The 18,906-nt window shown below is 70.9% G+C and carries 17 protein-coding genes; 9 read left to right on the forward strand and 8 right to left on the reverse strand.

Features of this window, described 5'->3' with window-relative positions; translation table 11 throughout:
- Nucleotides 1-34 precede the first annotated feature (34 nt).
- Both ACWC5O_RS25960 and ACWC5O_RS25965 read right to left on the reverse strand, forming a co-directional pair.
- Nucleotides 35-1,417 (reverse strand): aspartate aminotransferase family protein, encoded by a 1,383-nt coding sequence (locus ACWC5O_RS25960; RefSeq protein WP_450589424.1) that lies wholly within the window; start codon nucleotides 1,415-1,417, stop codon nucleotides 35-37.
- The gene (locus ACWC5O_RS25965; protein ID WP_393480274.1) at nucleotides 1,402-1,920 is read right to left on the reverse strand and encodes an Lrp/AsnC family transcriptional regulator; all 519 of its coding nucleotides are present in this window, start codon (nucleotides 1,918-1,920) and stop codon (nucleotides 1,402-1,404) included. Before ACWC5O_RS25965 ends, ACWC5O_RS25960 begins: the two co-directional genes overlap by 16 nt.
- A gap of 170 nt (nucleotides 1,921-2,090) precedes the next feature.
- Between ACWC5O_RS25965 and ACWC5O_RS25970 the strand changes: the two genes are divergently transcribed.
- Together ACWC5O_RS25970 and ACWC5O_RS25975 are read left to right on the forward strand one after the other, a co-directional pair.
- Nucleotides 2,091-3,530, forward strand: a complete 1,440-nt coding sequence (locus ACWC5O_RS25970) for a gamma-aminobutyraldehyde dehydrogenase (protein WP_450589426.1) — start codon at nucleotides 2,091-2,093, stop codon at nucleotides 3,528-3,530.
- A 197-nt stretch (nucleotides 3,531-3,727) separates the two neighbouring features.
- Complete coding sequence (locus tag ACWC5O_RS25975) at nucleotides 3,728-4,921, forward strand: extracellular solute-binding protein (RefSeq protein WP_450589427.1); 1,194 nt, start codon at nucleotides 3,728-3,730, stop codon at nucleotides 4,919-4,921.
- Between the two features lie 78 nt (nucleotides 4,922-4,999).
- Here the strand turns inward: ACWC5O_RS25975 and ACWC5O_RS25980 are convergent, their stop codons facing one another.
- The gene (locus ACWC5O_RS25980; RefSeq protein WP_450589429.1) at nucleotides 5,000-5,689 is read right to left on the reverse strand and encodes a response regulator; all 690 of its coding nucleotides are present in this window, start codon (nucleotides 5,687-5,689) and stop codon (nucleotides 5,000-5,002) included.
- Nucleotides 5,690-5,835: 146 nt separating this feature from the next.
- Nucleotides 5,836-7,545 (reverse strand): SulP family inorganic anion transporter, encoded by a 1,710-nt coding sequence (locus ACWC5O_RS25985; protein ID WP_450589431.1) that lies wholly within the window; start codon nucleotides 7,543-7,545, stop codon nucleotides 5,836-5,838.
- 279 nt (nucleotides 7,546-7,824) lie between these two features.
- On the opposite strand from ACWC5O_RS25985, the gene ACWC5O_RS25990 reads away from it, so the two are divergent.
- From ACWC5O_RS25990 to ACWC5O_RS26005, 4 genes are all read left to right on the forward strand, one after another.
- A complete protein-coding gene (locus ACWC5O_RS25990; RefSeq protein ID WP_450589433.1) occupies nucleotides 7,825-8,730 on the forward strand; it encodes a universal stress protein in 906 nt (301 codons plus the stop codon).
- 33 nt (nucleotides 8,731-8,763) lie between these two features.
- Complete coding sequence (locus tag ACWC5O_RS25995) at nucleotides 8,764-9,438, forward strand: helix-turn-helix domain-containing protein (protein WP_450589435.1); 675 nt, start codon at nucleotides 8,764-8,766, stop codon at nucleotides 9,436-9,438.
- A gap of 639 nt (nucleotides 9,439-10,077) precedes the next feature.
- Nucleotides 10,078-10,737 carry a CBS domain-containing protein gene (locus ACWC5O_RS26000; RefSeq protein WP_450589437.1) on the forward strand — a complete coding sequence of 220 codons (660 nt, stop codon included), beginning with the start codon at nucleotides 10,078-10,080 and terminating at the stop codon, nucleotides 10,735-10,737.
- A gap of 345 nt (nucleotides 10,738-11,082) precedes the next feature.
- A complete protein-coding gene (locus tag ACWC5O_RS26005; RefSeq protein ID WP_450589438.1) occupies nucleotides 11,083-11,592 on the forward strand; it encodes a hypothetical protein in 510 nt (169 codons plus the stop codon).
- On the opposite strand, the gene ACWC5O_RS26010 is transcribed toward ACWC5O_RS26005, so the two are convergent.
- Entirely contained in the window at nucleotides 11,570-12,739 is a 1,170-nt protein-coding gene (locus tag ACWC5O_RS26010; RefSeq protein WP_450589440.1) for a serine hydrolase domain-containing protein, read from the reverse strand. The two genes, ACWC5O_RS26005 and ACWC5O_RS26010, sit on opposite strands and share 23 nt — an antisense overlap.
- Before the next feature lie 249 nt (nucleotides 12,740-12,988).
- On the opposite strand from ACWC5O_RS26010, the gene ACWC5O_RS26015 reads away from it, so the two are divergent.
- A complete protein-coding gene (locus tag ACWC5O_RS26015; protein ID WP_450589550.1) occupies nucleotides 12,989-13,132 on the forward strand; it encodes a hypothetical protein in 144 nt (47 codons plus the stop codon).
- Here ACWC5O_RS26015 and ACWC5O_RS26020 read toward each other — a convergent pair.
- Both ACWC5O_RS26020 and ACWC5O_RS26025 read right to left on the reverse strand, forming a co-directional pair.
- Complete coding sequence (locus tag ACWC5O_RS26020; protein WP_450589442.1) at nucleotides 13,114-13,815, reverse strand: glycerophosphodiester phosphodiesterase; 702 nt, start codon at nucleotides 13,813-13,815, stop codon at nucleotides 13,114-13,116. The two genes, ACWC5O_RS26015 and ACWC5O_RS26020, sit on opposite strands and share 19 nt — an antisense overlap.
- 42 nt (nucleotides 13,816-13,857) lie before the next feature.
- Nucleotides 13,858-14,979: an adenosine deaminase gene (locus ACWC5O_RS26025; RefSeq protein ID WP_450589444.1), complete on the reverse strand. Its 1,122-nt coding sequence runs from the start codon at nucleotides 14,977-14,979 to the stop codon at nucleotides 13,858-13,860.
- A 263-nt stretch (nucleotides 14,980-15,242) separates the two neighbouring features.
- On the opposite strand from ACWC5O_RS26025, the gene ACWC5O_RS26030 reads away from it, so the two are divergent.
- Nucleotides 15,243-15,974, forward strand: a complete 732-nt coding sequence (locus ACWC5O_RS26030; RefSeq protein ID WP_450589446.1) for a DUF4190 domain-containing protein — start codon at nucleotides 15,243-15,245, stop codon at nucleotides 15,972-15,974.
- A gap of 611 nt (nucleotides 15,975-16,585) precedes the next feature.
- Here ACWC5O_RS26030 and ACWC5O_RS26035 read toward each other — a convergent pair.
- Complete coding sequence (locus ACWC5O_RS26035; protein WP_450589448.1) at nucleotides 16,586-17,143, reverse strand: NADAR family protein; 558 nt, start codon at nucleotides 17,141-17,143, stop codon at nucleotides 16,586-16,588.
- Nucleotides 17,144-17,353: 210 nt separating this feature from the next.
- On the opposite strand from ACWC5O_RS26035, the gene ACWC5O_RS26040 reads away from it, so the two are divergent.
- Nucleotides 17,354-18,889 (forward strand): gamma-aminobutyraldehyde dehydrogenase, encoded by a 1,536-nt coding sequence (locus ACWC5O_RS26040; RefSeq protein ID WP_450589450.1) that lies wholly within the window; start codon nucleotides 17,354-17,356, stop codon nucleotides 18,887-18,889.
- The last annotated feature ends 17 nt before the right edge of the window (nucleotides 18,890-18,906 follow it).

Raw genomic sequence — 18,906 nt, forward strand, 5'->3', positions numbered from 1 at the left:
CACCGGGGCCGGTGTTGATCATCCAGTCGGATGATCAGAGCTTGGTCCACGCCTCCGTGAGGGTGGCCCGCAGGATCTGCTCGATCTCGTCGAAGGTCTCCTGGTTGGAGATCAGCGGCGGGGCGAGCTGGACGACCGGGTCACCGCGGTCGTCGGCGCGGCAGTACAGGCCGTTCTCGAACAGCGCCTTGGAGAGGAAGCCGTACAGGACGCGCTCGGTCTCCTCGTCGTTGAAGGACTCCTTGGTGTGCTTGTCCTTCACCAGCTCGATGCCGTAGAAGAAGCCGTTGCCGCGGACGTCGCCGACGATCGGCAGGTCGTGCAGCTTCTGCAGGGTCGAGAGGAACGCGGACTCGTTGTCGAGCACGTGCTGGTTGAGGTTCTCGCGCTCGAACAGGTCCAGGTTCGCCAGGCCCACCGCGGCCGACACGGGGTGGCCGCCGAAGGTGTAGCCGTGCAGGAAGGTGTTGTCGCCCTTGTAGAACGGCTCGGCGATCCTGTCGGAGACGATGCAGGCGCCGATCGGGGAGTAGCCCGAGGTCATGCCCTTGGCGCAGGTGATCATGTCCGGGACGTAGCCGAACTTGTCGCAGGCGAACATCGTGCCCAGGCGGCCGAAGGCGCAGATGACCTCGTCCGACACGAGCAGCACGTCGTACTTGTCGCAGATCTCGCGCACCCGCTGGAAGTAGCCGGGCGGGGGCGGGAAGCAGCCGCCTGCGTTCTGCACGGGCTCCAGGAAGACCGCGGCGACGGTGTCGGGGCCCTCGAAGAGGATCTGCTGCTCGATCTGGTCGGCGGCCCAGCGGCCGAAGGCCTCCGGGTCGTCGCCGAAGATCGGGGCGCGGTAGATGTTGGTGTTCGGGACCTTGTGCGCGCCCGGTACCAGCGGCTCGAAGGGGGCCTTCAGGCCCGGCAGGCCGGTGATGGACAGGGCGCCCTGCGGGGTGCCGTGGTACGCGACCGCACGGGAGATGACCTTGTACTTGGTCGGCTTGCCCTGCAGCTTGAAGTACTGCTTGGCGAGCTTCCAGGCGGTCTCGACGGCCTCGCCGCCGCCCGTGGTGAAGAAGACCTTGTTCAGGTCGCCCGGGGCGTAGTCGGCGATGCGCTCGGCCAGCTCCACGGCCTTCGGGTGGGCGTAGGACCACACCGGGAAGAACGCCAGCTCCTGCGCCTGCTTGAAGGCGGTCTCGGCGAGCTCCGTGCGGCCGTGACCGGCCTGGACCACGAACAGGCCCGCGAGACCGTCGAGGTAGCGCTTGCCCTTGTCGTCGTAGATGTAGGTGCCCTCGCCCCGGACGATGGTCGGGACGGGGGAGTTCTCGTACGAGGACATGCGGGTGAAGTGCATCCACAAGTGGTCGTACGCGGTGCGGCTGAGGTCCTTCTGGGTCACGGTTATCGGGTTCCCCACATGTAGGTCTGCTTCTTGAGCTTGAGGTAGACGAAGCTCTCGGTGGAGCGCACGCCGGGCAGGGCCCGGATGCGTTTGTTGATGACGTCCAGCAGGTGGTCGTCGTCCTCGCAGACGATCTCGGCGAGGATGTCGAACGAGCCCGCGGCCATCACCACGTACTCGACTTCCGACATGGCGCTCAGCGCGTCCGCGATCGACTCGACATCACCCTCGACGTTGATCCCGACCATCGCCTGCCTGCGGAAGCCCACGGTGAGCGGGTCCGTGACGGCGACGATCTGCATCACGCCCTGGTCCAGCAGCTTCTGGACGCGCTGGCGCACGGCCGCCTCGGAGAGGCCGACGGCCTTGCCGATCGCGGCGTACGGCCGGCGGCCGTCCTCCTGGAGCTGCTGAATGATGGCGAGGGAGACGGCATCCAGCTGGGGGGTGCCGTTCCTGGACTCGCGGGACGAGTCCCTCTGGTCTGCGCTTCGACTGGCCACGACCTCACTGTGCACGACGTCTCGACAGTTTCGCAAGGCCGTAGCGATGAAATTCGTTGTTTGTGAGCATCAGTCTTGCGGATTTCGCAGTACTGGCCGCGACGGGGGTGTTGAAAACGTGGGTCCGGCGACTAGGGTGGGTGTCTCAGTGATTGGACAGCTTGAACCAGACCAGGAGGCCGGCAGTGAGCACCGAGCTGCGTCGTCTGCGCAACTACATCGACGGTGAGTTCCGGGACGCCGCCGACGGACGGACCACCGAGGTGGTCAACCCCGCGACGGGCGAGGCGTACGCCACCGCTCCACTGTCCGGGCAGGCGGACGTGGACGCCGCCATGACGGCAGCCGCCGCGGCCTTCCCGGCCTGGCGCGACACGACCCCGGCCGAGCGGCAGAAGGCCCTCCTGAAGATCGCGGACGCGTTCGAGGAGCGCGCCGAGGAGCTGATCGAGGCCGAGGTGGAGAACACGGGCAAGCCGACCGGGCTGACCCGCTCCGAGGAGATCCCGCCGATGGTCGACCAGATTCGCTTCTTCGCGGGTGCGGCCCGGCTGCTCGAGGGCCGCTCGGCCGGCGAGTACATGGACGGGATGACCTCGATCATCCGCCGCGAGCCGGTCGGCGTCTGCGCGCAGGTCGCGCCGTGGAACTACCCGATGATGATGGCCGTGTGGAAGTTCGCCCCGGCCATCGCCGCGGGCAACACGGTCGTCCTGAAGCCCTCGGACACCACCCCCGCCTCGACCGTCCTGATCGCCGAGATCATGGGCTCGATCCTGCCCAAGGGCGTCTTCAACGTCATCTGCGGCGACCGTGACACCGGCCGCATGATGGTCGAGCACAACACCCCGGCGATGGCCTCCATCACCGGGTCCGTACGCGCCGGCATGTCCGTCGCCGAGTCCGCCTCCAAGGACCTCAAGCGGGTTCACCTGGAGCTGGGCGGCAAGGCGCCGGTCGTCGTCTTCGAGGACACCGACATCGCCAAGGCCGTCGAGGACATCTCGGTCGCCGGCTTCTTCAACGCCGGCCAGGACTGCACGGCCGCGACCCGCGTCCTCGTCCAGGAGGCCATCCACGACGAGTTCGTGGCCGCGCTGGCGAAGGCCGCCTCCGAGACCAAGACCGGCCAGCCGGACGACGAGGACGTCCTCTTCGGCCCGCTGAACAACCCCAACCAGCTCAAGCAGGTCTCCGGCTTCATCGAGCGCCTCCCCGCCCACGCCAAGGTCGAGGCGGGCGGCCACCAGGTCGGCGACAAGGGATACTTCTACGCCCCGACCGTCGTCTCCGGTCTGAAGCAGGACGACGAGATCATCCAGAACGAGGTCTTCGGCCCGGTCATCACCGTCCAGTCCTTCACCGACGAGGACCAGGCCGTCGAGTGGGCCAACGGCGTCGAGTACGCCCTCGCCTCCTCGGTGTGGACCAAGGACCACGGCCGCGCGATGCGCATGTCCAAGAAGCTCGACTTCGGCTGCGTGTGGATCAACACCCACATCCCGCTGGTCGCCGAGATGCCCCACGGCGGCTTCAAGAAGTCCGGCTACGGCAAGGACCTGTCGGCGTACGGCTTCGAGGACTACACGCGGATCAAGCACGTGATGACGTCGCTGGACTCGTAAGAGCCCCAGGGCAGGCACGCGGCCCCGGACGGGTTCACCTCCCCGTCCGGGGCCGCGCCCTTTTGTCCTACGGCGCCGGTCGCTCCTACAGTGCCGGTCGCTCTTACGGTGCTGATCGACAAGGTGTCGGGTCCCACCCGGTCGGATCGACGCAGCGTCGATTGTCCGTGCTAGGGGCCTCACGGCATCCTGCCGTGGTGCCCCAGACAACCTCGCTTCCGCGTCCCGTCTCCCGCCGTTCCCTGCTGCGCGCGCTCGGCGGCACCGCCGCACTCGGAGCCCTGGCCGGCTGCGGGGTGCCCGCCGCCTACGTCAAGCCCGGCGACCGTGCCGTGACCGACGTGTCCGCCACCGACAAGAAGCTGACCTGGGCGAACTGGCCGCTGTACATCGACACCGATGACGACAACCCCAACAAGCGGCCCACCCTCGAGGCCTTCGGGAAGCGCAGCGGCATCTCCGTCGACTACGTCGAGGAGATCAACGACAACGACGAGTTCTTCGGCAAGATCAGCCCCGCGCTGATGAACCACCAGTCGACCGGCCGGGACCTGATCGTCATCAGCGACTGGATGTGCGCGCGGTTCGTCCGCCTGGGCTGGGTGCAGCGGATGGACCGCGCCCACCAGCCCAACGTGGCGAAGTACCTGGACCCGCTCCTGCGCTCACCGGCCTTCGACCCGGGCCGCAGGTTCACGGTGCCGTGGCAGTCCGGCATCACCGGCATCGCGTACAACCGCCGCAAGCTCGGCCGCGAGATACGCCACGTCTCGGACCTCTGGGCGAGCAACCTCAAGGGCCGCGTGACCCTGCTCTCCGGCCTGGACGAGTCGTTCGCGCTGCTGATGCAGGGCAACGGCGTGGACATCACCAAGTGGAGCGCGGACGACTTCCACCGGGTCTGCGACCAGGTGGAGCGCGAGGTCCACCGGGGCCAGATCCGCCGCTTCACCGGCAACGACTACACCAAGGACCTGGTCAGCGGCGACGTCCTCGCCTGCCAGGCCTACTCGGGCGACGTCATCCAGCTCCAGGCGGACAACCCCGACATCCGCTTCCTCGTCCCCGAGGAGGGCGCCGAGCTGTGGTCGGACTCCCTGATGATCCCCAACCGGGCCCGCCACAAGACCAACGCCGAGCGCCTGATCGACTACTACTACGACCCCGAGGTCGCCGCGAAGCTCGCCGCCTGGGTCAACTACGTCTGCCCGGTCCCGGCGGCCAAGGACGTCCTGGCGGCGTCCAAGGACAAGGACACCGCCGCCCTGGCCGACAACCCCCTGATCTTCCCGGACAGCACCATGCGCAAGCGGCTGGCCATCGCCCGGGACATCACCTCCCAGGAGCGGGTGGAGTTCGCGAAGCGGTGGAACCAGATCGTGGGGTTGTAGGTCCGCCTCCGCTGACTCTCAGGGATGACGGCGCATCACCCCCACGTGACCTGTGCTGTACTCCGGCACTGCCGACCGTCAGTCCTGGTCACCGTGCGGCTCGAGGTGTGAGGCCAGAACCGCTGCCTGGACGCGGCGCTGTACGCCGAGCTTGGCCAGCAGGCGGGAGATGTGGTTCTTGACGGTCTTCTCGGACAGGTACAGCTTGTTGCCGATCTCGCGGTTGGTCAGGCCGTCGCCGATCAGGGCGAGGATGTCGCGTTCGCGCGGGGACAGGCTCGCCAGCTCGGGGGGCAGTGTGGGGGTCTCGGCGGGGCCGGCTCGCAGGGACCGCATGAGGCGGGCGGTCGTCGCGGGGTCCAGCAACGACTGGCCCGAGGCGACCGTGCGGACCGCCGACACCAGGTCGGAGCCCTTGATCTGCTTCAGGACGTACCCGGAGGCCCCGGCCATGATCGCGTCGAGCAGGGCGTCCTCGTCGTCGAAGGAGGTCAGCATCAGGCAGGCCAGTTCCGGCATCCGGCTGCGCAGCTCCCGGCAGACCGAGATGCCGTCGCCGTCGGGCAGGCGGACGTCGAGCACGGCGACGTGCGGGCGCAGTGCGGGCCCGCGGGTGAGGGCGTGCTCGGCGGTGTCCGCGTCGCCGACCACGGTGATGTCCGGTTCGGCGTCGAGCAGGTCGGCCAGGCCGCGTCGTACGACCTCGTGGTCGTCCAGCAGGAACACCCGGATCGGGTGCTGCTCGGTGAAGGTGTGTGCCTCGGTCATGGCGGCCCCTCGTTCCCCGGTCAGGACAGCCTGAAGTCTGCCCCTGAGGCCGATCATCTTCCGTCGGCGCCGTATGCACCAGGGCCGACCGGCCCTACTCACTCCGACGGCGGTGACATGACCCGTGTGACCGTGTGACCTGTGGGTCAGTGGTCGCGGGCCCAGGCCCGGTACGCGGCCACCGCCGTGGGCAGTGTCGGGAAGATGTGGTCGGTGCCGACGGACTTCGCGAGGCCGTACGCCTCGAGGTCGTCCAGCAGGTCCTGTTTGACCCGGGCGAGGGCGAAGACGATGCCTCGGCCCGTGAGTTCCTGGCGCAGCTGCTCCACGGCGTCCAGGGCCGTGATGTCGACCTCCACGTTGGCCTCGGTGTTGAGGACGAACCATCGGACGGGTTCGGTCTGTTCGTCCACGGCTTCCAGCGCCCGGCGCCGGAAGTTCTCCGCGTTGGCGAAGAACAGGGGAGAGTCGTAGCGGTACACGAGCAGACCGGGGACCGTGCGTGCCTCCGGGTAGTCGTCGACGTCGTGCATGCCGGCCACCCCGGGGACCAGGCCCTCGATCGCGTCGTGGGGGCGGGCCACCCGGGTCAGCAGTTCGGCGATCGACAGGCCGACGGCCACGAGTACCCCGTACAGGAGGCCCAGGGCGAGCACGCCCGCCAGGCAGCACAGGGCGAGGAGCAGCTCGCGGCGCCGGAAGGAGGCGATCCGGCGGAAGCCCGCGACGTCGATCATGTGGGCGGCGGCGTAGACGACGAGTGCGCCGAGCGAGGCGGAGGGCATGCGGGACAGCAGCGGGCTGAGGAACAGCAGGACGGCCAGCACGGCCGCCCCCGCGATCAGCGAGTACACCTGGCTGCGGGCGCCCGCGGAGGACGCGAGCGCCGTACGGCTGGCGCTGCTGCTGACGGGGAAGCCGTGCAGCACGCCGGCGCCGAGGTTGGTGGCGCCCAGAGCGAGGAACTCCCGGTCGGAGTCGAGCGCGTTCTGGTCGGTACGGTCCGCGAACGCGCGCGCGGTGAGGATCATGTCGGTGTAGGCGACCAGCAGCACACCGAGCGCGGGCAGCACCAGCCCCGGCACCTCGGAGAGATCCGGCAGCGCGAGGCCCGGGAGACCGGAGGGCACCGTGCCGATCACCGCCACGCCGTATCGGCCGTCCAGGTCGAAGACCACGACGGCCACCGTGGCGAGGACCACGGCGAGCAGCGGTCCGGGGAGCGCGGGGAAGAAGCGGTCGACGGCGAAGAGGAACACCAGTACGGCGGCGGAGAGAGCCACGGTCGCCAGGTGGGCGTCTGCCGGCCGAGTGAAGAAGGACCACAGCTGGGGGAAGAACTCCGTGCCGCTCGTCCGCACGCCGGTGAGCCTGGGCAACTGGCCCACCGCCATGATCAGGGCCACGCCCGCGAGATAGCCGACCAGGACCGGACGGGAGAGCAGGTCCGCGAGGAAGCCCAGCCGGATCGCCCGGGCCGCCAGGCACAGCAGCCCGACCGTGACGGCGAGGGCGGCCGCCAGCGAGGCGTAGCGGGCCTGGTCACCGGCGGCCAGGGGGCCCACCACCGTGGCCGTCATCAGGGCCGTCGTGGACTCCGGGCCGACCGACAGCAGGCGCGAGGAGCCCACCAGGGGGTAGAGGCCGAGCGCCGGAAGGATCGCCCATAGCCCGGTGACCGGTGGCAGACCGGCCACGCCCGCGTACGCCATGCACTGCGGCACGAGGTACGCGGCCACCGTCATGCCCGCCGGCAGGTCGCCGCGGAGCCGGCTCCGCAGGCGCGCGAGGAGTGCACCGGGTCCGGGCACGGGACCGCGCAGCCCCGGAACCCGCCCGGCCCGTCCTTTGGCCATGCGCCGACCTCCGCCGTCCGCCCTCAGGATCCACCGGCGCACGGGCCAACGCGAGGCGTACGGGCGTCACTGAGAGGCGTGGGAGCATCACTGAGAGGCGTGGGGGCGCTACCGGCTGGTATACGGGTCCAGGCTCGCGGCCGCCCCCCCAGCCTGTCCGCTCCTTCTGGGCCGGTCGGGCCAGGCCGGGGACCAGTGGCCCCTGCTCCCGCCGGCACCGGACGAGCACGGTGGAGACGGTGGCAGTGGATTCTTTCTTCGCCCCAGGAGGTGGAGAGCATGACCCGGCCGGTCATGGTAGGTCTCGACGGCTCGCCCGAGAGCCGGGCCGCAGCGGAATGGGCGGCCCGTGAAGCAATGCTGAGGAGCCTGCCTCTGAAGATCGTCCATGTCTCGGAGCCCGCGCCCGAGCTGGCCGGCCAGGCCCCGCTGCTTGGAGCGGAGACCCACCAGTACCGGACCGAGCGGGTTCCGCGTGAGGCCGCCGAGGGCATCCGGCTGTGCCACCCCGGTCTCGAGGTGGCCGCGGAGCAGCGCACCGGGATGCCGGCCGACGCACTGTGCGAGGCGGCGGAGGCCGCCGAACTGCTGGTGCTCGGCTCACGGGGCCTCGGCGGGTTCGGCGGGTTCATGACCGGCTCGGTCAGCCTGTCCGTCATCGCCCGGGCCGAACGGCCCGTGGTGCTGGTCAGGGCGGGTGAGCAGGCCGCCGACGAGCACAGGATGGACCCGACGGGCGTGCCCTCCGCCGCGGCGCCCTTCCGGCCCGTCGTCCTCGGCCTCGACACCAGGGACCCCGACGAGACACTGCTCGAGTTCGCCTTCGACGCCGCCGCGCGCCGCAAGGCCCGGCTGCGCATCGTGCACGGCTGGAATCCGCCGCCCTCCGACCCGTACGCCATGTCCGCCGGCTACGACCTGCGGGGATCGATCGGGCGGAGCGAGGCCGACGTCCTTGCCGGGGTGGTGCGCCCCTGGCTGCAGAAGTTCCCGGACGTCCATGTGACCGAGGCGAGCCGGCCCGGCCATGCCGCGCCGGTCCTGGCCGCCGCCTCCCGTGACGCCTCCCTGGTCGTCGTCGGCCGGCGCATCCGCACCAGCCGGCTCGGCGCCCACATCGGCCACGTCACCCACGCCGTCCTGCATCACGTCGACGCTCCCGTCGCCGTGGTCGCGCACGGCTGACTCCGTCGGCCCCGAGGAGGAGAAGCCATGATCATGAACGAGCAGGGGAACGCGGACACGGCGACGGAGGCGCCGCTGGGCGACCTGGGCCGCAGGCTCGCCGCCCGGCGGATCCAACTCGGCCTGACACGGCGGGAGACGGCGGCGCGTGCCGGGATGGCGGCCGGCTATCTCAGGTACCTGGAGGAGCACCCCGGGGCCGTGCCGGGCACCGGCGTGCTGATGACCCTGGCCAAGGCACTGGAGACCACCGTCACCGAACTCACCGGCGGCACCGTCGACCTGCCACCCGGTATCGGACACGCCGGGCCCGCACCGCAGTTCACCAGGCTGCGCACCAGCGAGTGCCGGGCCCTGCTGGCGACGCACGGGGTGGGGCGGCTCGCGATCACCACGGCCTCCGGTCCGGTGATGGTGCCCGTCAACTACAGCGTCGTGGACGGTGCGATCGTCTTCCGGACCGAACGCGGCGCCACGCCGGCCCTGGCCATCGGCTGCCAGGTGGCCTTCGAGGTCGATCGCATCGACGACGCGTTCAGCCAGGGCTGGAGCGTCCTGGTCCGCGGACCCGCACACGCGGTCACGGACCCGGAGGAGCAGCGCCGGCTCACGGAACGGGCCCACAGCGGGCCCTGGGCGGGGGGCTCCCGCAACCTGTGGGTGCGCATCGATCCCTTCACCGTCACCGGACGCCGGATCAGCGTGTGAGGAGGCGGGGACGGTACGACGAGGTGGGGGCTGTACGACGGAAGACGACGCGTGTGCGACCGTACGCGCGTCGTCGCCTCGACCACCTGGTACGTCCCCGGCAGAGCCGCCCACGGCTGCAACGGCGTCGCACCGGCGCGAGTGGAGCGACACCGCGGGGGATCGGTGCCGCTCCTGTGTCCACTGTCGCCCGTGCGGCGTCGCCAGACCAGTGCCGATCGGTCCCCGTCCAGGGACCGGAGGTCCTCTGGTGGCAGTCGTCCGAAGTCACCGGCCGATGACGGATCCGGTGGTGGGATCGCGAGGAGCTGGACCTGGAGCAGGCCCTGCAATCTGTACCTGACCGAGAAGCGGGGTGGCGCGTCGCGGACAACGGCGTGGGCATCCCGCCCGGCGGCCGCCGCAGCGGGCTGCGCAACATGGCCGAGCGGGCGGAGCAGCTGGGCGGACACCTCGCCGTGTCCAGCCCCGAGTGCGCCGCGCTGGAGTGGCGGGTGCCGCTGCCGGCTCAGTGGACGGGCGGCCTGTCGTCGCCCGAATCGGGCCCCTGGTGGGGCCACTCGGCCCATGCGGCAGCCGGGTCCGTGGCCGCACGCTTGAGGTGCCGCGGGACGGCAGCCGAGCCCCCTGGAGGACGCCATGTACGGCACTCCGACCGTCGTGAACGACGTGATGACCCGCACGGTCGTCGCCCTGCGCGCGGGAGCGGCCTTCAAGGAGATCGTGCGGACCATGCGGGAGTGGCGCGTGAGCGCCCTCCCGGTGCTGGACGGCGGTGGACGCGTCGTCGGTGTGGTCTCCGAGGCCGACCTGCTGCCGAAGGAGGAGTACAGCGAGGGCGACCCGGGCCGGCACGGACAACTGCAGCACCCCGCCGACCTGCGCAAGGCGGACGGGGTGACGGCGCAGGAGCTGATGACCGCTCCGGCCGTCACCGTGCCGCCCGACGCGACCCTCGCCCACGCCGCGCGCGTCATGGCCCGCAACAAGGTCAAGCGGCTGCCGGTCGTCGACGACGAAGACGCCCTCAAGGGCATCGTCAGCCGCTCCGACCTGCTGAAAGTGTTCCTCCGGGACGACGAGGACATCGCCGAGGACGTCGCCCGCGAGGTCGTCACCCGGCTCTTCGGCACACGGACGGCACCTGTACGGGTCGAGGTGCACGACGGTGTGGTCACGCTCACCGGCCGGGTCCAGGACACCGTTCTCGTACCGCTCGCGACCCTGCTCGCGCGATCGGTGCCGGGCGTGGTCGACGTGCGCTGCGCCCTGACCGGCTTCAGCGAGAGCAGGGGGTGAACGCCGCGGCGATCAGTTCGCCGTGCCCGAGCGACTCGATGAGCCGGTATGACGTCATGGCCCGGTGTGACGCCGTGACCGGCGTGACGGCGTCAAGGGCGGGAAGGGCTCCATCCACTTCTCGCGGATCCCGATTGCGCGGTGCACGGCCGCCAGCCGCTTCCCCGCGTCTCCAAGGGGTCCTTCCCGCCACTTCCAGCACACCACGGGAACGGCCGGTCCACCAGTGCCGAGCGGTCCAGATCTTCCGAGCGCCGCCTTGTGATGCAGGGCTGGGCCACCAGGTGAGCACTACGACCAGGGGGCGATTTTGAACGTGTTCAAATGTAGGCGTACGCTCCAGGCATGAGCGACAGAGCCGCCCTGCTGAGGGGTATTCGCGTCTGGTTGGTCACCTTCGTCGTGTGTCTTGTGCTCAGCGGGGCCACCGCCTTTCCGCTGGTGCACGAACTCCGGTGGACGGAGAGCGTGTTGCGGGCGCTGTCCGTGCCCGAGCGGTTGCCGGGGCTCATGGAGTGGATCTCGCGGGTGCGGGACGGGCTCGACACCGTCGACGCCAAGTACCCCTTCGTGCTGTACGGCACGGACTGGCTGGCGTTCGCGCACCTCGTCATCGCGGTCGCCTTCTACGGGCCGTACCGCGACCCGGTCCGCAACATCTGGGTCGTGGAGTTCGGGATGATCGCCTGCGCGGGGATCGTCCCGCTCGCCCTGATCTGCGGACCGATCCGGGGAATCCCCTTCTGGTGGTCGCTGATCGACATGTCGTTCGGGGTGTTCGGAGTCGTCCCGCTGTATGTCGTACGGCAGAAGATCAAGCGGCTGGAGGCGCTCAGTGCTCCGGCTGCTGCTTGAGGGTGGCCATGATGATCCGCTGGGCGACCGGGTTCGCCGACTCGCCCTTGGCGTCCGTGGAGTTGACCGAGTAGACCAGGGTACGGCTCAGGTTCTGGGTGGCCGCGATTTCCGTGCTGTAGCCGTAGCGGCCGCCGGACTTGGACCAGTACACCGTGCCCTTGTACTCGAACCGTTCGAGACCGGCGCTGTAGGTGGCGCCGGTGATGTTCGAGGGCACCGTGAACATCTCCTGCAGTTGCGGCTCGGGCACGATCCGGCCCTGGAACAGTGCCGTGATCAGCCGCTCCAGGTCGGCGGTCGTGGAGATCATGTCGCCCGCCGCCCAGCGGTCGGCCTGGTTCCAGTCGCTGACGTCCACGAAGCGCGTGGTCCCCTCGGCGTCCTTCACCAGCTGGTAACCGTGGTTGTGCGGGCCGTGGATTACGGGGTCGGTGCCGGGGAAGCAGGTGTGGCGCATGCCGGCCGGGCGCAGCACCAGCCGGGTCGCCTCATGCTCGTACGAGTGTCCCGTCACCTTCTCGATCAGCAGCCCGAGGATCGTGTAGTTGATGTTCAGGTAGTCCTGCTGGTCACCGGGGTCGAACTCCGGCCCCTTCGCCACCGCCGAGGCCACCACCTGTTCCGGGGTGATCGTGTCGAAGCGGTGGGCGTACTGGTCCGCGAAGTCGTCGCCCCAGCCGTCGCCCGCCTTGATGCCGCTGGTGTGGTTCAGCAACTGCCTGACGGAGATGGGCTTGAAGGCCGGGGTGAGCAGCCCGGGCAGGTAGTGCTGGATGGGAGTGTCCAGGTCGACCCTGCCCTCGGCCGCCAGCTTCAGCACGGTCGCCGCCGTCACGACCTTCGTCGTGGAACCGGCCCGGAACCGGGCGTTCGGGTCCGCCGCCCGCCCGCTCGCCAGATCATGCACGCCCGCGCTGCCCCGCCAGCTGCCGTCGGTGCCGCCGACCCGCACCAGCGCGGCGGTCGCGTCGGCATCGGGCAGCCCGGCGATCGCGGCCCGCAGGGCCCCGGGATCCGGGACCGTCTTCGTCGTTCGCGCGGTCACCGTGGCGGGCGCGGCGAAGGCGGGAGCCACCAGCGGGCCGGCGGCGAGGGCCAGGGCGAGGGAGGCGGCGACGACGGTGCTGCGGCTGCGCAGACGCATGTGGGTGCTCCTTGAGGAGATCGTCTCTTGGCGTTCGTGATCATCCTCCGGCCCCGCGACGCCCACCGGATCGTCACCGAGGAGGGCGCCGACCCTGATCGGCCCCCGGACAACCGAGAAGAAATCCGGGGGAGTTGTCAGGGTCAGCGCTTAGGGTGGCCTTCAGGGTCGGCCCTCGGAGGGCAGCCCGCATGCGCGCATGACTGACACCCGCTGACATTCGCCGGCACCCCTGGAGCGCCGCAAAAAGTGTTATCCGCCGGCCCCGCGCAGGGCGCCATCCGGTACGGCCTGGTCCGCGACGACGGCAAGGACTCGGCACCCGTCCCGCAGTACGTCACGCGCACCACCCCCACCGACCCGGCGACGGTCCCTCAGCGTTCGCGCGTGTAGCCGCCGTTGCGCAGGGCGTGCAGGGCGTCGACGCGGTTCGTGGTGATCGAGTCGACGCCCAGGTCGAGGAGGCGGCGCATGGAGCGGCGGGTGTCCGGGGTCCAGACGGACAGCAGGAGTCCGTCGCGGTGGACGCGGGCCGCCAGGTCCCGGTCGACAAGGGAGAAGCGGTAGTTGAGCCAGCGCGGGCGCACCACGTCCAGCAGCGCCGGCCGGGGCGGCGCCAGGGTCGTCCAGGTCAGGGCGATCTCGGCGGCGGGGTCGGCGGCGCGGACGGCGAGCATGGCCTCCGCGTGGGCGCAGTAGTACACGCGGTCCCGGGCCCCGCTCTGCCGGACCACGTCCATCACCCGCTGCACGGTCCGGCGGTCGACCCGCCCGCACAGGTCCACCATCACCCGGCTGTCACCGGTCGCGGCCAGCGCCTCCGCCAGCGTCGGCACCCCGCCCGCCGTGAGCCCGCGCACCTCGTCCGCCGACAGCGAGCGCAGCGGCCGGTCGTGTTCCCACAGCCGCTTCAGCGTCTCGTCGTGCAGCAGCACGGGGACGCCGTCGCGGGTGAGCCGTACGTCGAGTTCGACCGCGTCCGCGCCCAGGCCGAGCGCGGAACGCAGCGAGTCGAGGGTGTTCTCGCGGAAGCGGTAGGGGGCGCCGCGGTGGGCCACGGCGGTCACGGTCTGCATGGCTCCCATTGTGACCACGGCGCGGTGGTCATCGCGCAGGGATCAGGGGGCGAGCCACGTGGTGGTGTACATGTCGATCTCCGCCGTGATCCGGTCCTTGCCCGCCGCGTCCAGGAAGGACGCCTCCACGGCGTTCTTGGCGAGGTCGGCGAGGCCCCGCTCGTCGAGGTCGAGGAGGCGGGCGGCCACCGCGTACTCGCTGTTGAGGTCGGTGCCGAACATCGGCGGGTCGTCGGAGTTGATCGTGACCAGCACACCGGCCCGGGTGAACTCCTTGAGCGGGTGCTCGTCGAGGGTGCGGACGGCGCGGGTGGCGATGTTGGAGGTCGGGCAGACCTCCAGCGGGATGCGGCGCTCGGCGAGGTGGGCGAGCAGCTTGGGGTCCTGCGCGGAGCTGGTGCCGTGCCCGATCCGCTCGGCGCGCAGCTCGGTCAGCGCGTCCCACACCGTTTCGGGGCCGGTCGTCTCCCCGGCGTGCGGGACGGAGTGCAGGCCGGCGGCGATGGCCCGGTCGAAGTACGGCTTGAACTGCGGCCGGGGCACGCCGATCTCGGGCCCGCCGAGCCCGAACGACACCAGGCCCTCCGGGCGGATCCGGTCGTCGGTGGCGAGGCGGGCGGTCTCCTCGGCGGACTGCAGGCCGGCCTCGCCGGGGATGTCGAAGCACCAGCGCAGCATGGTGCCGAACTCGGCCTCGGCCGCCTTGCGCGCGTCCTCGATCGCGGCCATGAAGGCCAGCTCGTCGATGCCGCGCCGGGTGGAGGAGAACGGGGTGATGGTCAGCTCGGCGTAGCGCACCTGCTGGCGGGCCAGGTCGCGGGCCACTTCGAAGGTCAGCAGCCGGACGTCCTCCGGGGTGCGGATCAGGTCCACGACGGACAGGTACACGTCGATGAAGTGCGCGAAGTCCGTGAACGTGAAGTAGTCGACCAGCGCCTCGGGGTCGGTGGGGACCTTGGAGTCGGGGTGGCGGGCGGCCAGTTCCGAGACGATGCGGGGGGAGGCGGAGCCGACGTGGTGGACGTGCAGTTCGGCCTTGGGCAGTCCGGCGATGAAGGCGTGCAGATCGCGGTCGGTCAAGGGTTCCTCCCCGGGAACGGCGCCCGCGGAGCGAGGTCCGTGGTCCGGGCGCGGGTGATCGGCTGATCGTTGACTCCGGATCATCGTAGGCCCCGGCCCGCGGCGGCCGGACACGCGCCGTAGCATGATGGGACGACGATCACAGGGGGGCCTGAGCGATGTCCGACGAGGTGGCACAGCCGACACCGCGGGAGCCCGGCACCGGGGACGGGGCTGAGTCGCCTCGGGTTTCCCTGAACAAGGGGAGCGGGGAGCAGGGGGCGCCCGGGCGGGCGGTCGATGCCGAGCCGACCGACGTACAGCCGGCAGCGGCGCAGCCCGCGAGCGCGAATCCGTGGGCGCCTCCGGTGAGCGGGCAGGGAGCCGGTGACACGGTCCTCTCCGGCGAGTCGGCAGCCCCGCCGCCGCACCCGTCCATCCACGACCAGCAGACGGTCATCTCCGTCCCCACCCCGGACGCCCCAGCCGACGTGGTCCCCCCGGCGTGGGCCAGGCCGGCCGACCCGTACTCCCCTCCGATCTCCGCGCCGCCCACCGGAGCCCCGGCCAACCCGTACGCGCCCCCGGCGAACCCGTTCGCTCCGCCCGCTGCCGCCCCCTCGGCCGGAACCCCGGCGACCCCCTACGCCCCTCCGGCCGCCCACGGCAACCCGTACGGGCCCCAGCCCCAGGAGACGGCCCCCATACCCCCGCCGCCCATATCCCCCGACGGCCCCGGACAGGTGCCGTACGGCTACCCGGCCCAGCAGCCGCAGATGGGCTACGGCGGACCCGGCGTCCCCTCCTACCCCGCGGCGGGCGGCTACGGCTGGCCGGGCCTGCAGCCGCAGCCGAACAACGGCATGGGTACGGCCTCCCTGGTGCTGGGCATCCTGGCGACGGTCGGCTTCTGTGCATGGCCGCTGGCCCTGGTGATGGGTGTCGTGGCCGTGGTCCTCGGCGCCCTGGGCCGCGGCAAGGCCCGCCGGGGCGAGGCCACGAACCCGGGCGTGGCCCTGGCCGGGATCATCTGCGGTGCTGCCGGCATCGTCCTGGTACTGGGCCTCTTCGCGTTCGCCATCGCGGCCTACAAGAGCTGACCCAGCCGGCGTCCGCCCCCGCCGCTCCGCCGCAAGCGCCCCACACCCGGCCCTGCTGCCGACGGCCCGGCCAGGCCTCGGCCTACCGGTCCGCCTGCTCCAGCCCACTCACCCCCGCCGACCCCCCAGGGTCACGCCCCCACCCCGGCGACGGGGTGGCCCGCGCCCGGCCAGACCTTGGCCTACCGGCCAGCCTGTCCCGGCCACTGCCCCCCTGCCGAAGCCCCCAGGGTCACGCCTCGGCCCCTGCGACGGGAGTAGCCCGCGCCCGGTCCTGCCCGGCTGACGGCGGCGCCGCCAGGACTGGAGCCCACCGGTCAGCCCGCCCCGGCCCACTGCCCCCTGCCGAAGCCCGCAGGGTTGTGCCTGCGCCTCTCCGAGGAGAGTGGCCCGGGCCCGGCCCTGCTGACCGTGGCCCGGCCAGGGCTGGGCATACCGGTCAGCCCGATCCAGCGCCCCAACGCCCCGCCAACGCCCCGTACTGTCATGCCTCCGCGCCCCTGCGACGGGCCCCGCCCAGCCCTGCCCCCGCTCGCGGCGGTGCCGCCAGGACTGGAGCCCACCGGTCAGCCCGCCCCGGCCCACTCACCCCCCGCCAACGCCCCGCGCCGTCACACCCCCGTCAACCGCTCCCGCGCCTCCATCAGCGCGAAGCCCAGCAAGTTCGGCCCCCGCCACCGCTCGGGGTCCGAGGCCGCGTCGTCGTCCGCTGCGAGGCCGATGCCCCACACCCGGTCCACGGGGCTCGCCTCCACCAGAACGCGGTCGCCGGTGTTCACGAGGAACGTGCGGAGATCGTCGTCCGACCCGAACTTGTGGACACTGCCCTCGACCACGATCCGGAAGCGCTCGCGCTCCCATATCGCCTCGTCGAAGTCGCGGACGAGGCGTCCCGCCTTCTTGGCCTCGGCGGGATGCTCCGCGGCCAGCACCCGGCGCTCCGCCTCCGCGTCGGCGAACAGGCGCGCCTTGCCGGCCATCATCCAGTGCTCGGCCGTCGCGTATTCCACACCGTCCACCACGAAAGGTGACGGCCACCACTGGCTGAGGCAGCTCGCCCCGAGCCTGCCGTCCGGTCGCGGACGGTGCCCCCAGAAGTGGAGGTACTTGATCCGAGCCCCTGCCCCGACTTCCCTGATCAGGGCTTCCACCCCGTCGATCTTTCCCATGCACGCGAGTGTGGCACGCACCACTGACACTCCGTCCGCCCTTTTCCGCGCCGACTCGACACCTGGTCGACAGATTCCGTCGCGTAACCAAAAGGCAACAACGGAATCACTTGTTGGAGTCCCGTTGCTCTGTCAGGATCGGCACTCAAATCGAGCTGGAGCTACGCCACCCGCCCCCTCGGGACGGGACGAACGGCGGAGGAGAGCGACATGCACAACCCGGGCACCGCCACCCCGGAACGATTCCCCGCACAGGACCGCTTTGCGGACGGCGCGCAGTTCATCGCGGGCCGCCTGACGAAGGGCACCTCGGGCCGTACCCACGCCGTGGTCGACCCGGCCACCGGCGAAGAGGTGTACACCTACGAGCTGGCCGGCACCGACGACGTCGACGCCGCCGTCGCCGCCGCGTGCGAGGCGTTCCCGGGCTGGGCCGCCACCACCCCGGGCGAGCGCTCCGACGCCCTGCACCGGTTCGCCGCCGTGCTCGCCGAGCGTGCCGAGGACTTCGCGCGCGCCGAGTCCCTGCAGTGCGGCAAGCCGCTCAAGCTGACCCGCGAGTTCGACGTACCGGGGACCATCGACAACACCGCGTTCTTCGCGGGCGCGGCCCGGCATCTGCAGGGGCAGTCGGCCGGTGAGTACTCGGGCGACCACACGTCGTACATCCGGCGCGAGCCCATCGGTGTCGTCGGGTCGATCGCGCCCTGGAACTACCCCCTCCAGATGGCCGCCTGGAAGATCCTTCCGGCGATCGCCGCGGGCAACACCATCGTGCTCAAGCCCGCCGAGCTGACCCCGCTGACCTCGCTGATGTTCGCCCAGGCCGCCACCGACGCCGGGATTCCGGACGGTGTCATCAACATCGTCACGGGGGCCGGCAGGGAGGCCGGTGAGCACCTCGTCGGGCATCCCGGTGTGGCCATGACCTCCTTCACCGGATCCACCGCCGTGGGCAAGCGGGTCGCCGAGGTCGCCACCGCCACCGTCAAGCGCCTCCACCTGGAGCTGGGCGGCAAGGCCCCCTTCGTGGTCTTCGACGACGCCGACCTCGAGGCCGCCGTGCACGGCGCGGTCGCGGGCGCGCTCATCAACACCGGGCAGGACTGCACGGCCGCCACGCGCGCGTACGTGCAGCGACCGCTGTACGAGGCCTTCGTGGAGCAGACGGCGGCGCTGATGGAGACCGTACGGCTCGGGGATCCGTTCGCTCCCGGCACCGACCTCGGTCCGCTCATCTCGCACGTCCAGCGCGACCGGGTCGCCGGCTTCGTGGACTGGGCGCGTGCCTACGCGCGCGTGGTGACCGGAGGCGAGGCCCCGCAGGGGGACCTCAAGGACGGTGCCTACTATCGGCCCACCCTCGTCGCCGACGCGGCCCAGGACAGTGAGATCGTCCAGTCCGAGATCTTCGGTCCCGTACTGGTCGTACTGCCGTTCGACAGTGATGATGAGGGCATTCGGCTGGCCAACGACACCCCGTACGGCCTCGCCGCCTCCGCCTGGAGCGGCAACGTCTACCGGGCCAACCGCGCCACCCGCGACATCAAGGCGGGCTGCGTGTGGATCAACGACCACATCCCGATCATCAGTGAGATGCCGCACGGCGGCTACAAGGCCTCCGGCTTCGGCAAGGACATGTCGGCGTACTCATTCGAGGAGTACACGCAGGTCAAACACGTAATGTTCGACAACACCGCGGTGGCGAGGAAGGACTGGCACCGCACCATCTTCGGGGACCGCTAGAGAAGACCAGGCCAGTG

Source organism: Streptomyces sp. NPDC001450, assembly GCF_053597295.1.

Excerpts from the sequence above, each read along its gene's own strand:
- ACWC5O_RS25980 (WP_450589429.1), bottom strand. The coding sequence starts at position 5,689 with ATGACCGAGGCACACACCTTCACCGAGCAGCACCCGATCCGGGTGTTC.
- ACWC5O_RS25985 (WP_450589431.1), bottom strand. The coding sequence starts at position 7,545 with ATGGCCAAAGGACGGGCCGGGCGGGTTCCGGGGCTGCGCGGTCCCGTG.
- ACWC5O_RS25990 (WP_450589433.1), top strand. The coding sequence starts at position 7,825 with ATGACCCGGCCGGTCATGGTAGGTCTCGACGGCTCGCCCGAGAGCCGG.
- ACWC5O_RS25995 (WP_450589435.1), top strand. The coding sequence starts at position 8,764 with ATGAACGAGCAGGGGAACGCGGACACGGCGACGGAGGCGCCGCTGGGC.
- ACWC5O_RS26000 (WP_450589437.1), top strand. The coding sequence starts at position 10,078 with ATGTACGGCACTCCGACCGTCGTGAACGACGTGATGACCCGCACGGTC.
- ACWC5O_RS26005 (WP_450589438.1), top strand. The coding sequence starts at position 11,083 with ATGAGCGACAGAGCCGCCCTGCTGAGGGGTATTCGCGTCTGGTTGGTC.
- ACWC5O_RS26010 (WP_450589440.1), bottom strand. The coding sequence starts at position 12,739 with ATGCGTCTGCGCAGCCGCAGCACCGTCGTCGCCGCCTCCCTCGCCCTG.
- ACWC5O_RS26020 (WP_450589442.1), bottom strand. The coding sequence starts at position 13,815 with ATGCAGACCGTGACCGCCGTGGCCCACCGCGGCGCCCCCTACCGCTTC.
- ACWC5O_RS26025 (WP_450589444.1), bottom strand. The coding sequence starts at position 14,979 with ATGATCCGGAGTCAACGATCAGCCGATCACCCGCGCCCGGACCACGGA.
- ACWC5O_RS26035 (WP_450589448.1), bottom strand. The coding sequence starts at position 17,143 with ATGGGAAAGATCGACGGGGTGGAAGCCCTGATCAGGGAAGTCGGGGCA.
- ACWC5O_RS26040 (WP_450589450.1), top strand. The coding sequence starts at position 17,354 with ATGCACAACCCGGGCACCGCCACCCCGGAACGATTCCCCGCACAGGAC.